The organism is Bacillus sp. FJAT-45350 (assembly GCF_002335805.1).
Lineage (GTDB): Bacteria > Bacillota > Bacilli > Bacillales > NISU01 > FJAT-45350.
In genome coordinates this window covers 142,123-156,797 of sequence record NZ_NISU01000003.1, presented here as the reverse complement: position 1 = coordinate 156,797, position 14,675 = coordinate 142,123, and the positions used below count along the sequence as shown (strand labels likewise).

Sequence of the window (14,675 nt, the reverse complement as noted above, 5' to 3'; positions counted from 1 at the left end):
TTAAGCTCCTTTTTCTTCCTTAGATGACATACTTTCCGGGTAACCATAGCTTCCATGCTCACTCATGTCTAGACCAATAATTTCCTCTTCTTCAGAGACACGTAGACTTCCCATAACTGCTTTCATACCTAAAAGCAAGATGACTGAAATAAGGAATGCATAGATACCAGATGCAACAACACCTGTTGTTTGAACACCAAGCTGTGTTAATCCACCACCATAAAATAATCCAGGTAAACCACCGTTCATTGCTGCTAACTCTGGTGTTGCAAAGAAACCAGTTGAAAGTGTTCCCCAAATCCCTGCAATACCATGAACTGAAAGGGCAAAAATTGGGTCATCGATTTTTGCTCTATCAAACATTTTCATTGCTGCATATACAATAAATCCGGCAATTGTTCCAATCACGACTGCCGCCCAAGGAGCAACAAACGCACAAGATGCTGTAATTGCAACTAAACCTGCTAACGCACCATTTAATGTTGTTGGAACATCTGCTTTACCTGATGCTAGATAGACAATAAGCATCGCTGCTACTGCACCAGCTGCTGCTGCAAGCTGTGTATTAAGAGCAACATAACCGAAGAATGCACCATTAACTTCTAACGTACTACCTGCATTAAAACCAAACCAACCTACCCATAGAATTAAAACACCTAAAGCCGTATATACTTGGTTATGACCAGCTAAATCATTCACAGAACCGTCTTTATTAAATTTACCCATACGAGGTTTTAAAATAATTGTTGCCGCAAGAGCTGCCATCGCACCTGTTAAGTGAACAACTGTTGAACCAGCAAAGTCCTGTTTACCCATACCAGCTAACCAACCGTCACCCCAAATCCAGTGAGCAACAACCGGATAAACAAATGCAGAGAATAAAATTGCGAATACTACGTAAGCGCCTAATTTCGCTCTTTCAGCAAACCCACCAAATGCAATTGTTAAGGCAATTGCTGCAAACATTAATTGGAAAATGAAATCAACTGAACCGGCTAAGCCGTCTCCTTCTGCTGAATAATTACCATAGAAAAAGTCTGATAATCCTATAAATGCATTTCCTTCACCATAAATGAATCCCCAACCTACTGCCCAGAAAACTAATGAAGCGAGACTGACTGTAAAAATCGTTTTTCCTGCAATGTGACCTGCATTTTTCATTCGTGTGGAACCAGCTTCTAAAAGAATAAATCCTCCTTGCATAAATAAAACTAGAATTGCACAAATGATGATCCACACATTGTTCATTAAGAAAATCGAATCCATGTAAAGCTCCCCTTTCAACTAGTTAATCTTTAGTGTTAATATAGCTAACACTTACTGTTAACTTAATTATACATTTTAAATTTTCTGAATCTACAAACACGTTAGGAAACCTCACACAGTTTCTGAATCTTCTTTTTTCAAGCATAAAAAAAGAGAATTAGTACCCTATCTGTACTAACCCTCTACACCATAAACTATCAACCGTCACAAATTAAAAATCAAAGTTATCTGGATCTGGACCATAACGTTCATTTTTATTAAGATTATCTAGCTGTTCAATATCCTCTGTTTCTAATGAAAAACTATAGATATCAGCATTAGCCGTAATTCTCTCCTTATTTACAGACTTAGGAATCGTCACTACCTCAAGTTCTAGATTCCAGCGCAATAGAATTTGCGCTGGTGTCTTACTGTATTTTTCAGCAAGAGCCATTACAACAGGGTCAGTAAACAGTTTCCCTTGGGTAAGAGGTCGCCATGCTTCAAGTTGTATTTGCTCTTTTTTACAGAAGTTTAATAACTCTTTTTGAGTTAAATTCGGATGAAATTCTACCTGATTAACCATCGGTTTAATTTCAGCGTCTTTTATTAAATCTTCAAGGTGTCGTATTTGAAAATTACTAACGCCTATCGCCCTAACCTTTCCGTCTTTATAGAGCTTTTCAAGCGCTCTCCATGTTTCTTTATACTTCCCTTCTACCGGCCAATGAACTAAGTATAAATCAATTACATCAAGTCCAAGCTTTTGACGGCTTTCCTCAAACGCTTGTAATGTTTCTTCATAGCCTTGGTCTGTATTCCATACCTTTGTAGCAACAAAAATCTCATCACGATTAACACCCGAATCACGAATCCCTTTTCCAACGCCTTCTTCATTTTGGTAAATCATCGCTGTATCAACACTTCGATAACCTGCTTGTAATGCGATTTTCACTGCCTCTTCTACTTCTTTTCCTTCCTCTGCTTTATATACACCTAAGCCTAACCAAGGCATTTTCACTCCATTAGCTAACACTGCACAATCTTGAATACTCGTTATCATGTTCATTCCTCCTCATTAAGATTAGGGATTTGCCAGGCAATGGGCTCATCTCCTATTTTCATTAAATTCGTATTTATTTTTGAAAACGGCCGACTACCAAAAAATCCTCTTCTAGCTGAAAATGGACTTGGGTGTGGTGATTTTATAATAAAATGTATACGATTTGTAACTAATTCCTCTTTTGCCTGAGCATGTCGTCCCCATAAAACAAAAATCACCGGCTTTTCCCTCTCATTAAGAAGCTCTATCACCCGATCAGTAAAGCACTCCCAACCAATTCCTTTATGAGAGTTAGCTTCAGACTCCCTTACAGAAAGAACCGTATTAAGTAAAAGAACACCTTGTTTTGCCCACGGAACAAGAAATCCATTGTTAGGAATTGTACACCCTATATCATTATGTAGCTCTTTGAAAATGTTTTGTAACGACGGAGGAAGACGCACCCCTGGTTGTACAGAAAAACTTAAACCATGAGCTTGATTAGGTCCATGATATGGATCTTGACCAAGAATGACTACCTTTACATCAGAATACGGTGTGTAATGAAAGGCATTAAAAAGATCTTCTTTAATTGGATACACCGTCTTCGTCTCATATTCCTTTTTCAGAAACGATTGCATCTCCTGATAATACTCCTTTTCAAACTCCTCTTGTAAATAAATCGCCCAGTCATTTTTTAGCAACGTCATCTAACAGCACCCTATTTTTCACTTATTTACTTTCTCATTTTATCTTAACAAATTTTAGAACAGTTAACGAAGGAGAAACTCTCCATATACAGGTAAATGGTCAGATGCTTTTCTTTCACTTGTCAAAACCGCCGCGTCCTTGACTGAAAAGTGATCTGTGAAAAATATATAGTCAAGCTGCCACTTGGGATACGCCGAAGGAAATGTCGGTTGAGTTTGATGAAATACCGTTTGAAAACGAGATTGAATTGGTTTTAAGCGAGTAGATGACGGTCTACAGTTCCAATCCCCCATAATAATACATGGGTGATTGAGTTGACCCATCCTTTTGACTAACCACTCCGTTTGTTTCTGGTGCATGTTCCGGGACAAGCTAAAATGGGTCGTAAACACAGATATATTTCTTTCACCTAGACTGATACCAACCTCAACAACGGAGCGGTTTTCTTTGTATTTTGAATCAGACTGAATTAGATGTGAATGAAAATAGGCAACAGGTAAGCTTGTAAAGATTGCATTACCATACTCCCTCGTTAATTTACCCTTTCGTTTTATTGAAATAGCTGGCGCGAAAAACTCTTTCATTCCGAGTAAATACTCTAATTCCTTTGGCTGGTCTTTATATAGACTCCTCCTCGAAAAATGCTTATCAATTTCATTCACCCCAACAATATGAGGTTGCACTCTCTTTATAACACGACTAATGCGCTCTAAACTTAATCGTAAATCAGTCCCTCGACCATGGCGAATATTAAATGTTAGTACTTTTAATTCAATAATAAATCCCTCCAATCTTTTCTTATGAGGGTTATACTAATATTTAATTTTTCCCCTTACATACCAGTAATAGTCATCATTCACCCTTTTACCCCCAAGTATATTTCTCTCACTAAATCACATTCTAAGTAAGACAAATTAGAAAGGGGTGCTTAACTTGAGTAGAGCAAGAAAACAAAAAGCAAGAGACAAAAACAAGGCGAGACTTCCACAAACTCCTGATAAAGACAAGCTTACAAGCAATGACGATCTAGAGTTAGCTAAGGAAGTCGCAGATGAATATCAATATGAACAAAAGCCTGGCTTCCCTGTTACTGGAGTAGATAAAAAATAATTTTATGATTAAAAACAAGGAACCCCTTCAAATGAGGAGGTTCCTTTGATTATTCATTTTGATTTTTAAATAATTCAATCACTCTATCCGGCTTTTCTTCCACTAAAACTAGATCCCGTATTTCTTCACCAAGAAATGCTTCTTCCACCATGTGATCAAATAATGAAATAAACGGGTCATAGTAGTGGTCAATATTTAATAAGGCGCATGGCTTTTGATGTTCTCCTATTGCATTCCATGTCAATACTTCAAAGAATTCCTCAATCGTCCCAATTCCACCAGGTAAAGCAATAAACCCATCTGACAATTCATACATCATTGCTTTACGTTCATGCATCGTGTTAACTATTCGAATATCTGATAATGTTGGGTGAACTACTTCTTTTTTCACTAAAATTTTCGGTATGACTCCAATGACAGTTCCTCCTGCTTTATAACACGCATCCGCAACAGCACCCATAAGACCAGCACTACCGCCACCATAAACAAGGGTAATATTGTTTTTCGCAAGAGCCTCCCCTAGTGATTCAGCCCCTTTTTTATACGTATCCTTCTTTCCATCCTTAGCACCACAAAAAACAGCAATAGCTTTCAATTCTACAACCCCCATCAAACAAACTATAAATACTTACATAAGTATATGTTTACCCGTAAACGGATAGAATTCTAGTCCAACGAAAATGAACTTACTTATATTTTCCTTTTGATTCCATAACTATACTACTATTATAACTAGAAATAAACTTATGAATAAGGAGGTTAATGAAAAAATCTAATGCAGTTGGGTCCCGGAAGTTTAAAAAGTATTGAAAAAGCCCATCAAAATGAAAATGATGGACCTATAAGATATTAAAGCTTTTAATGGGTAAAACCTTTATTTATTGTTGCAAACACTTCATCTAAGTTGGTAAACCCACCTGTGTCACCGTCATCCGTCTCAATAATCCATTCTTGCTTTTCTATAAGCAACTGGTTTTCATCATTTTTTTTGAAAGGTTTATGAATCATATATATCTCACCATTTTTTCTAATAGTGTACCCTAGGTAATATGTATCCCCTTCTCCTTGTTCCTCGAAAACACCAATATCATCTAAGGAATACTTGTCTAATAACGATTGCATAGATTCATTCATTTCCGCCACAATTGTTTCCCGGGATATAAAATCCATTCTATCTACTCCTTTCATAGTTATACTTTATCCGTTTACAATTTCTCCACCATTCAAATGAAGCATTTGCCCTGTCATATAAGAAGAATCATCACAAGCTAAGTACACATAACTAGCTGCTAATTCCTCGGGCTGTCCAGCACGTTTCATTGGAGTGTTCGTTCCAAATGTACTCACTTGATTTTCATCAAACGTTGAAGGTATTAACGGAGTCCAAATCGGACCAGGAGCCACTCCATTGACACGAATTCCATCTCCCGCAAGAGACAACGCAAGTGAGCGTGTAAAGGTTGTAATTGCTCCTTTTGTAGACGAATAGTCAATTAACTGCTCATGACCTTTGTACGCAGTCACGGAAGAAGTATTTATTATTACTCCTCCTTGCTTCAAATAAGGCAAAGCTGCCTTTGTTAAGTAAAACATTGAAAATACATTCGTCTTGAATGTTTTTTCAAGTTGAGCTGCCGTTATCATTTCAATTCCTTGCTGAGGATGTTGCTCCGCTGCATTATTCACTAAAATCGTCAGTGTTGAAAACTGTTGTACGACTTGCTTTACTGCCTGCTGACAAAAGGATTCGTCACCTATATCACCCGCGATTAACAAGCATTGTTGCCCTTCCTGTTCTACCTGTCTCTTTGTTTCATTTGCATCTTCATGCTCATTCAAGTAACTGATTGCTACGTTCGCACCTTCTTTTGCATAAGCAATCGCCACTGCACGGCCGATTCCACTATCGCCACCAGTAATTAAAGCCACTTTCCCTTGAAGTTTTCCGCTTCCTTTGTAATCCGCGTCCTCTGCGATTGGCAGTGGATTCATCTCTGATTCAATACCAGGCTGATGATTTTGGTGCTGTGCTGGCTGACCAGATGGATACCCTTGCTCTTTACTCATCAAATCTCCTCCTTCATAGCGATGATTATATTTTGGCAAAAAAACCTTGGAATTATGAATTGTTAAATTACGAATTGCAAATTGCGAATGGCGAATTGCTGAGACCATCCTAGGTTATAATTAGATATCGATAATTCCCCTATCCTTAAATAGAAAAAAGACAAGCCTGCGGCATGCCTTTTTCCTCAAATTATTAATTTGCAATTCGAAATTTGCCATTCCCCTTAAAATTTCGTCTGATAGTTTTCCGTTTCCCAGTTTGTTACTGCTACGCGGAAGCTATCCCATTCTGAACGTTTTAGGTCAAGGTATTCACCGTATACATGATCACCTAATGTTTCCTTACCAATGACACCTTCTTCAAGGGCATTTAAGGCATTTTCTAGGTTAGAAGGTAGGTTCTCGATTCCTCTTTCTTTTAATTCAGATACTGACATACTAAAAATGTCATCCGCTACTTCTACAGGTGCTGTTAATTCACGGTCGATACCATCTAAACCTGCAGCAGCTACTACTGCAAATGCTAAATATGGATTTGCCGCCGGGTCCGGACAGCGGATCTCTACACGCGTTCCAGCTCCTCTTGTTGCAGGAATACGAATTAATGCTGAACGATTCGATGCACTCCATGCAATATAGCAAGGCGCCTCATATCCAGGTACTAATCTCTTATAAGAGTTTACTAGTGGATTTGTTACAGCAACAAAATTTTCAATATTATCTATTAATCCAGCAATAAATTGATATGCTTTTTCTGAAAGTTGTCTACCATCACCTTCATCGTAAAATGCATTTTCTTGTTTTTCAATATCGAATAAAGAAATGTTCGTATGCATTCCACTTCCATTAGCCCCAGCAATAGGCTTCGGCATGAATGAAGCATGTAAACCAAATCTTTTCGCTACTGTTTTAACAACCCACTTGTACGTAGTTGCAAGGTCAGCTGCTCCTAATGCATCTGCATATTTAAAGTTAATTTCATGCTGCCCTTCAGCTACCTCGTGATGAGAAGCTTCAATTGTAAAGCCCATTTGTTTCAAAGTACGATAGATTTCTAGTCTTACTTTTTCTCCATTATCATGTGGAGATGGCTCAAAATATCCAGCGAAATCTTGAGTTTTTTGAGTAGGACGACCATCTTCATCCGTTTCAAACAGGAAGAATTCTAGCTCCGGTCCGATACTAATTGAGTAGCCTTTATCCTCCGCTCTCTTAACGGTTTTTTTTAACACATTACGAGGGTCTCCAGCAAAATCAGAGCCATCTGGATTTTTTACACTACATAAAAATCTTGCTTCCGAATAGCCATCCTCTACACTCCAAGGTAACACAGCGAATGTCGTTAAATCCGGTTGTAAATAAAGGTCAGATTTATTAATTGGAGAAAAGCCTTTAATAGATGACCCATCAAACATTACTTTCCCTTCAGCAACATGGTCAATTTGGTCTGCCGTAACAGTTACATGCTTTAATGTCCCCTCAATATCAACAAACTGAATGTGAAGTAGTTCAACACTCTTTTCCTCAATCACTTTTTTAATATTCTCTAACGTAGCCTCTTTTGACGTAGTATTCACTGACATGTATAACACTTCCCTTTCTGTGTGATGATAGTTAACATCTTTTGTTATATACAGAGTGTAAACCATATTTTAATTATTCACAATACTTCTTGTTAAGTTATCTAACATGGTTTTTAAACCGAGAAAAAAAGCCTCCTAACACTTATTGTTAGCAGACCTTTTAAGATATTCATTTATAACTTTGATTTAGTACTTTTTAGTTTTACTTTTTTGTTGGCCTCTTCTTTCACCTGATGGACGACCTCCACCACCACCACTTGAACGACGGAATCCACCTTTATCTCCACCACCACGGTTGCGGTCTCCACCTCTACCTCTTGGTTTTCCGCCACCTTTACCTTTGAACCCACCACCAGATTTCACACGTAAAGGAGCTTCCTCCGTTAAACGAACTGGTGTTGTATCAGGCTCTTTTGTTAATAATTTTAATGCAGCAGATAATAACGTTACTGAATCAGTTTCTTCTAGTAAGTGCTCAGCCATTGCTTTATATGGTTCTAACCCTCCACCTTCGACAGTGCTTACAATCTTTTCAACAGTTGCTTGTTGTTGACTTTCAATTGCTTCAGCAAAGCTAGGAATTGGCTTACGATCAATTTTACGTTTCGAAACTCGTTCAATTGTTTTTAAATGACCAATTTCTCTTGGTGTTGCAAATGTAATTGCAAGACCTGTTTTCCCAGCACGACCAGTACGACCTACACGGTGAACATAGCTCTCTGGGTCTTGAGGAATGTCAAAGTTAAATACGTGAGTAACCCCACTAATATCTAATCCTCTAGCTGCAACATCTGTTGCTACTAAAACTTCAATTGTTTTCGATTTAAATTTACGAATAACGCTATCACGCTTCGCTTGGTTTAAATCACCATGAATACCTTCAGCATCGTACCCACGTTTTGATAATGCTTCTGCAAGCTCATCTACTCTTCGCTTCGTTCTTCCGAAGACAATCGCTAAATCAGCTCCGTGGATATCTAATAATCTACATAGAACATCGAATTTTTGCTTTTCTGGCACTTCGACGTATTCTTGTTGGATATTAGGCATTGTAATTTCTGTTGCCTTAACTGTAATCATCTCTGGATCACGTAAGAAACGCTCAGCTAGAGATTTAATTTGCTTAGGCATTGTTGCTGAGAATAGTAATGTTTGTCTTTCTTCTGGGATTTCCTTAAGGATCGTTTCAATATCATCAACAAATCCCATATTTAGCATTTCATCAGCTTCATCTAAAATAACCATGCTAATTGTTTGTGGCTTAATTGTACGTCTTCTCATGTGGTCCATTAAACGCCCAGGTGTAGCAACAATAATATGTGGATTTCTCTTTAACGCCTTAATTTGTCTTCCAATATCTTGTCCACCATAAATCGGTAAAGCACGAACGCCTTTGAATTGACCGATTTTATTTAACTCTTCAGCTACTTGAACAGCTAGCTCGCGAGTTGGTGTTAAAATAATCCCTTGAATATAGTCTTTACTCATATCAATTTTTTCGATAAGAGGTACACCAAATGCAGCAGTTTTCCCTGTTCCTGTCTGTGCTTGTCCAATTATGTCTTTTCCTGCTAGCGTTGTAGGTATCGTTTGTGTTTGAATTGGAGTTGCTTCTTCAAATCCCATTTCAGTTAATGCACGTGTTACTTTGTTGTCTAAATTAAAATCAAAAAATGTTGCCAATGTTTTCAGTCTCCTTTATTATAAAACCTTATATTCTTTCATATATAAAATATATTTGTTTACTTAAATCGTTCCCAAAAAAGAGACCATTATTCCATCAACATGGAACATGGTCTCCACCGTTAAATTAGATGCGATTAACGTTTGCAGCTTGTGGTCCACGGTCTCCGTCTACGATTTCAAATTCAACGCCTTGACCTTCATCAAGAGATTTGAAACCCTCACCTTGAATTGCTGAGAAATGAACGAATACATCGTCTCCATCTTCTCTTTCAATAAACCCGAACCCTTTTTCTGCATTAAACCATTTTACTTTACCTATCATATTAAACAGGCCTCCTAAAAAAATTTCGATAAAAAGTAGAAAACCGTACCATACACATCCATCCTACTTAGGAAAAATACCAGCTTTCTACACTGTTAGGCTAAAGCCTACGCATTTTTATAATCCCATTCTTTAGCTAAAGTTATTCACCTGAAAGCGAAAAAATTTTTTAGAGGGCCGTATAATTTGTTTGCGATCTTCCGTTACTTTCTAACAATACAGGTTAGTATAACATGTATTATTACAGAAAGCAAATTTTGTCTTAATTAAAAAAGTTTGGTTCAAATGGATAAGACTTTTTGTACTGAGATTACTAAAAAGGCTGCTGGAAAAAGTGAAATCACTTTTTCCAGCAGCCTTTTTTTATTTCCGTTCAGTTACAACACTTTTCCCGAGTGCGATCTCATCAGTACTAATAGATTTACGAGGTTTTATATTTTTTTGATCAAATCCATTTCCTAATGTGTCATACACATTTCCAGGCGTAGGATCTACTAGCTCTGTTTTATCTTGGTACAGTCTAGGTGTTTTCCAAAGTGCAATTAACGCTTTTCCAAACGGCATCTCAAAGTAACGCTCAGGCCACTTCTTTAAAATATGAGCTTTAACCATTGGGTAATGTTTCGGATTCATCGCCGGAAACAAATGATGCTCCGTGTGATACGAAAAATTAAAATGAAGAACATCTAACCATTTGGGAACCGTTACCGACAGACAATTTGCTAATGGATCGTTAACATCCACTATTGGATTTAAGCGATGGTTTGTTGCAATATATGCCATTACGATTGCATTCCCAATAAATAAAGGTATAACGAAAGCAAAAAGCCAATTTGAAAAGCCCATCCATCCTAACAAGCTAATCCATACCGCCCATGGAAACAGCATTTGAAACCAAACCATTGGACGCTTACTAGGTTTAAACGAACGTACATAACGACCAAACATTCTCATCGAGTGTAGTGAAAATGATACTGTAAGCAAACTAAAGCTTACAAATGAGCGTACTGACATCGGAAGTTTATATGCAAGTCGAACAATTAACGGCATTTTTAGGAAGCGTTGTATCGTTGGCCAAGCATCGGGATCTTTATGTTCATTTTGAGTGTGTACATGATGCTCAACGTTATGCCACTTTCTCCATAATCTAGGTCCTGTGCTTAATGGGAAGAATGCAATCCCCCCTAAAAAGTTTCGTAACCAGGGAGTTTTTACAACACTACCATGTAATATCTCATGACCTAAAAATCCTAATCCTGAAAAGCTAAAGCCTAAAACTGCAGAGATTAGAAGTTTTAACCAAATATTTAAATCAACCAAACCTATAGTCAAAATACCTGCAACAACAACAATAAGGTAAGCAAGTCCACCTAATAGACGGGCTGGAACGGGCTCAAATACTTCTTTTGGTAAATCGGGCTGTAACTTAGCAGCATACCAACCAAACGAGTGTAAATCTTTCATTTCTTGACTCCTTTCAATTTAGACCGTAATTAGTAGGGGCATTCTTTCGTACCTTATGTCAAATTGAAAACAATCATATTTTCTAACATTGGCGGTACTAAAAATATTGTGTTTTAATTTCTGATAATTCTAACATTATCATTGTTACCTCTACCTACAAATATCGTAACAACTAGATAAGCTAAAAGCAAATTATTTTTAATACCAGGTCCTAATATTTGTTACTATTTATTGAACAAAAGATCAATTCCTCAGTTATTATTCATAATAGTGGATAAATTTACAAATAAGAGAAGAGGCTATCCAAAGGTCGTTTTACCTTTTGATACAATCTCTTCTCTAAACTTAACTATTTTATTTTTTTTATAAAGACGACTTTAAGGTAATTTCCTTCTCTAAATTCTTTGATAGTTTTAAAATCGTCTGGAAGAGAAAACTCTTCAAGAATCTTATATTTACCTTTCATTTCTACAAAGGCCGTATCAATAAATCCTTTGAACTTCGTCATGTCAAATGTACTGCAATTTGTAGAAGCTACAATAATCCCATCATCCTCTGTTATCGCAATCGTTTCTTTTAGTAAGTTTTTGTAATCATTTCTCGCACTAAACTTAAACTTTTTAGACCTTGCAAAGCTCGGTGGATCAAGAATGACCATATCAAACTTTAGCTGCTTCTTTCCAGCATATTTAAAGTAATGAAACACATCCTCAACGATGATGTCTTGCGCTTCGTAATCTATGCCATTTACACTAAACTGTTCAATTGTCTTTGTCAGACTTCGATTAGCTAAATCTACACTTGTTGTTTTCGTTGCCCCACCAAGAGCTGCAAAAACAGAAAATGCACCTGTATAGGAAAATGTATTTAAGACATTTTTTCCTTTAGCATATTTGTCTCTTATTGTTTTTCTTACTTCTCTTTGGTCTAAAAAAACACCAACCATTGCCCCTTCATTTAGATACACAGCAAAGTTAACACCATTTTCTTTCACAATAAGGGGGAACTCTCCTCTTTCGCCGACAACAAAGTCATCCTCTTCTATGTATTGACCATCTGTAGAGAATCTCTTTTTTTGATAAATCCCTTTAAATTCTGCTACATTTTTTATCGAAGTAATGACATCGTCTTTAAACTGATAAACTCCCTCACTATACCAGTTAATAAGGTAATAACCATCGAAGAAATCTATCGTCAAGCCTCCTATACCATCACCTTCTCCGTTAAAGACACGAAAGGCTGTCGTATCTGGATCCTGATATAAATCACTTCTATAGTCGAAGGCAGACTTTATCCTTTTTTCAAAGAATGATTGGTCGATTACTTCCTTTTCCTTACGTGTCACAATCCACCCAAAACCCTTGTTTTGTTTGCCGTAATAGCCTTTTCCTATGAATTGATTTTTCTCATCTACAAGGCGAAAAATCTCTCCCTCTTTCTTTAGTTCATCTAAATTAATGATAGCTTCTTTAGCAATTAGTGGATATCCACTTTTATATTTCTTACTGAACTTTGCATTTAGTTTTAATTGAATTTCCATATTGATTTCACCCTCTACTATGTTCTTCCTTTTCAAACATTCTTAACAAAAGACAATTTTTATCTACATAGGATACAGAAAAAAGAGGGTGTCCCCAGTTAAGTCAATTTATCGGGGCACCCTCCTACACTTTTATCAGTTTAGTAAATGTTCAAAAATATTTCTATAATTTAAATGAACTCTTTAGCGATACAATTCTGTTAAACACAAGTTGTGCTTTTGTTGAGTCCTTTGAATCAACATTAAAGTACCCATGTCTAAAGAATTGATACTTATCATTTGCCTCTGCTTCAGTCATATTCGGTTCTACATAGCCATAAAGCTTCTCCAATGAATTCGGGTTGATATGGTCAAGGAACGTTTTTTCAGTATTACTTTCTTCTGCTTCGCCGTCCTTATCCTCATCAACAATTAAAGGCTCATATAGATTGAATTGTGCTTGTTTCGCATTAGTTGCTTCAACCCAGTGAAGTGTACCTTTTACCTTACGTCCAGTAAAGCCAGTTCCACTTTTCGTCTCAGGATCATACGTGCAACGTAGCTCAACTACATTGCCTTCTTCATCTTTGACTACTTCTTCACACTTAATAAAATATGCATGCTTTAGGCGTACTTCATTTCCTGGGAATAGACGGAAATACTTTTTCGGTGGGTCTTCCATGAAGTCCTCTTGCTCTATATAAATTTCACGAGAAAATGGGATTTTCCTTGTACCCATTTCCGGATTTTCTGGATTAATTTCAGCATCCAGCATTTCAACTTGACCTTCAGGATAGTTTGTAATAACGACCTTTAATGGCTTAAGAACTGCCATTGTACGTGGCGCCTTCATCTTCAAGTCTTCTCTAATAAAATGCTCTAGCATTTGAACATCAACGGTACTATAGGCACGAGCTACACCGATCTCGCGACAGAAGTTACGAATCGACTCTGGTGTATACCCTTTTCTTCGTAAACCAGAAATCGTTGGCATGCGTGGGTCATCCCACCCATCAACTACATTCTCATCAACTAAGAGCTTTAGCTTACGCTTACTCATAACCGTATTCGTCAAGTTCAAGCGAGCAAACTCTATTTGCTTAGGTTTCGCTTCCATTTCACATTGTTCAACAACCCAATCATAAAATGGTCGTTGATCCTCAAATTCTAACGTACAAATTGAATGTGTTACGCCCTCGATAGCGTCTTCAAGAGGATGTGCAAAAGCATACATTGGATAAAGACACCACTTATCACCTGTGTTATGGTGTGTCGTATGTGAAATGCGGTATATTACAGGATCACGTAAGTTAATATTTGGTGATGCCATGTCGATTTTTGCTCGTAATACCTTTTCACCGTTCTGAAAATCACCATTTTTCATTTTTTCAAATAAAGTAAGGTTTTCTTCTACCGTACGAGATCGAGATGGACTTTCTTTACCAGGCTCTGTTAATGTTCCTCTATACTCTCTAATTTCCTCTTGAGATAAATCCTCAACATAAGCCAAACCTTTTTTAATTAATAAAACTGCACGCTCATACATTTCATCAAAATAATTCGAAGCAAAGCATAGGTTTTCCCATGTATACCCTAGCCATTCTACGTCTTCTTTAATTGAATTAACGTACTCTTCATCTTCTTTAAGTGGGTTCGTATCATCAAATCGTAAGTTTGTTTTTCCATTATATTCGTCCGCTAATTCAAAGTTCAAAACAATTGATTTAGCGTGGCCGATATGTAAATAACCATTTGGTTCAGGCGGGAACCTTGTTACGATTTCGTTATACTGGTCTGTCTTTAAGTCTTCGTTCACTATATTTTTTATAAAGTTAGACGACGTATTTTTGTTCTCCATTCCATCTCAACCTTTCATACACTTCTCTAATAAAAGAATAATTTAATTGTAGTTATATCATAAATAAC

At 37.0% G+C, this 14,675-nt stretch carries 14 protein-coding genes; 1 reads left to right on the top strand and 13 read right to left on the bottom strand.

Going from position 1 to position 14,675, the window contains the following annotated elements; translation table 11 throughout:
- The 4 genes from CD003_RS19805 to CD003_RS19790 form a co-directional block, all read right to left on the bottom strand.
- Entirely contained in the window at positions 1-1,266 is a 1,266-nt protein-coding gene (locus CD003_RS19805) for an ammonium transporter (RefSeq protein ID WP_096202986.1), read from the bottom strand.
- Between the two features lie 211 nt (positions 1,267-1,477).
- Positions 1,478-2,308, bottom strand: a complete 831-nt coding sequence (locus CD003_RS19800) for an aldo/keto reductase (RefSeq protein WP_179295640.1) — start codon at positions 2,306-2,308, stop codon at positions 1,478-1,480.
- Positions 2,309-2,310: 2 nt separating this feature from the next.
- Entirely contained in the window at positions 2,311-2,997 is a 687-nt protein-coding gene (locus tag CD003_RS19795) for a uracil-DNA glycosylase (protein ID WP_096202985.1), read from the bottom strand.
- A gap of 63 nt (positions 2,998-3,060) precedes the next feature.
- A complete protein-coding gene (locus CD003_RS19790; RefSeq protein ID WP_096202984.1) occupies positions 3,061-3,789 on the bottom strand; it encodes an endonuclease/exonuclease/phosphatase family protein in 729 nt (242 codons plus the stop codon).
- 142 nt (positions 3,790-3,931) lie between these two features.
- Here CD003_RS19790 and CD003_RS19785 point away from each other — a divergent pair, with 142 nt between their 5' ends.
- On the top strand, positions 3,932-4,108 hold the full coding sequence (locus CD003_RS19785; RefSeq protein ID WP_179295639.1) for a YfhD family protein: 177 nt from the start codon (positions 3,932-3,934) through the stop codon (positions 4,106-4,108).
- Positions 4,109-4,157: 49 nt separating this feature from the next.
- On the opposite strand, the gene CD003_RS19780 is transcribed toward CD003_RS19785, so the two are convergent.
- From CD003_RS19780 to CD003_RS19740, 9 genes are all read right to left on the bottom strand, one after another.
- Entirely contained in the window at positions 4,158-4,703 is a 546-nt protein-coding gene (locus tag CD003_RS19780; protein WP_096202982.1) for a TIGR00730 family Rossman fold protein, read from the bottom strand.
- A 263-nt stretch (positions 4,704-4,966) separates the two neighbouring features.
- Complete coding sequence (locus tag CD003_RS19775; RefSeq protein WP_179295638.1) at positions 4,967-5,278, bottom strand: DUF5634 family protein; 312 nt, start codon at positions 5,276-5,278, stop codon at positions 4,967-4,969.
- Between the two features lie 27 nt (positions 5,279-5,305).
- A complete protein-coding gene (locus CD003_RS19770; RefSeq protein WP_179295637.1) occupies positions 5,306-6,175 on the bottom strand; it encodes an SDR family oxidoreductase in 870 nt (289 codons plus the stop codon).
- Between the two features lie 224 nt (positions 6,176-6,399).
- A complete protein-coding gene (locus CD003_RS19765) occupies positions 6,400-7,758 on the bottom strand; it encodes a glutamine synthetase family protein (RefSeq protein ID WP_096202981.1) in 1,359 nt (452 codons plus the stop codon).
- Positions 7,759-7,944: 186 nt separating this feature from the next.
- On the bottom strand, positions 7,945-9,441 hold the full coding sequence (locus tag CD003_RS19760) for a DEAD/DEAH box helicase (protein ID WP_096202980.1): 1,497 nt from the start codon (positions 9,439-9,441) through the stop codon (positions 7,945-7,947).
- Positions 9,442-9,568: 127 nt separating this feature from the next.
- Entirely contained in the window at positions 9,569-9,766 is a 198-nt protein-coding gene (locus CD003_RS19755; RefSeq protein WP_096202979.1) for a cold shock domain-containing protein, read from the bottom strand.
- 363 nt (positions 9,767-10,129) lie between these two features.
- The gene (locus CD003_RS19750; protein WP_096202978.1) at positions 10,130-11,230 is read right to left on the bottom strand and encodes a fatty acid desaturase family protein; all 1,101 of its coding nucleotides are present in this window, start codon (positions 11,228-11,230) and stop codon (positions 10,130-10,132) included.
- A 349-nt stretch (positions 11,231-11,579) separates the two neighbouring features.
- Positions 11,580-12,770 carry a class I SAM-dependent rRNA methyltransferase gene (locus tag CD003_RS19745; RefSeq protein WP_373558590.1) on the bottom strand — a complete coding sequence of 397 codons (1,191 nt, stop codon included), beginning with the start codon at positions 12,768-12,770 and terminating at the stop codon, positions 11,580-11,582.
- A 163-nt stretch (positions 12,771-12,933) separates the two neighbouring features.
- Positions 12,934-14,607 carry a glutamine--tRNA ligase/YqeY domain fusion protein gene (locus CD003_RS19740; RefSeq protein WP_096202977.1) on the bottom strand — a complete coding sequence of 558 codons (1,674 nt, stop codon included), beginning with the start codon at positions 14,605-14,607 and terminating at the stop codon, positions 12,934-12,936.
- Between the last annotated feature and the right edge of the window lie 68 nt (positions 14,608-14,675).

What these genes read in the sequence shown, in the direction of transcription:
- CD003_RS19805 (WP_096202986.1), bottom strand. Translation starts at nt 1,266, where the DNA reads ATGGATTCGATTTTCTTAATGAACAATGTGTGGATCATCATTTGTGCA.
- CD003_RS19800 (WP_179295640.1), bottom strand. Translation starts at nt 2,308, where the DNA reads ATGATAACGAGTATTCAAGATTGTGCAGTGTTAGCTAATGGAGTGAAA.
- CD003_RS19795 (WP_096202985.1), bottom strand. Translation starts at nt 2,997, where the DNA reads ATGACGTTGCTAAAAAATGACTGGGCGATTTATTTACAAGAGGAGTTT.
- CD003_RS19775 (WP_179295638.1), bottom strand. Translation starts at nt 5,278, where the DNA reads ATGGATTTTATATCCCGGGAAACAATTGTGGCGGAAATGAATGAATCT.
- CD003_RS19770 (WP_179295637.1), bottom strand. Translation starts at nt 6,175, where the DNA reads ATGAGTAAAGAGCAAGGGTATCCATCTGGTCAGCCAGCACAGCACCAA.
- CD003_RS19765 (WP_096202981.1), bottom strand. Translation starts at nt 7,758, where the DNA reads ATGTCAGTGAATACTACGTCAAAAGAGGCTACGTTAGAGAATATTAAA.
- CD003_RS19755 (WP_096202979.1), bottom strand. Translation starts at nt 9,766, where the DNA reads ATGATAGGTAAAGTAAAATGGTTTAATGCAGAAAAAGGGTTCGGGTTT.
- CD003_RS19750 (WP_096202978.1), bottom strand. Translation starts at nt 11,230, where the DNA reads ATGAAAGATTTACACTCGTTTGGTTGGTATGCTGCTAAGTTACAGCCC.
- CD003_RS19745 (WP_373558590.1), bottom strand. Translation starts at nt 12,770, where the DNA reads ATGGAAATTCAATTAAAACTAAATGCAAAGTTCAGTAAGAAATATAAA.
- CD003_RS19740 (WP_096202977.1), bottom strand. Translation starts at nt 14,607, where the DNA reads ATGGAGAACAAAAATACGTCGTCTAACTTTATAAAAAATATAGTGAAC.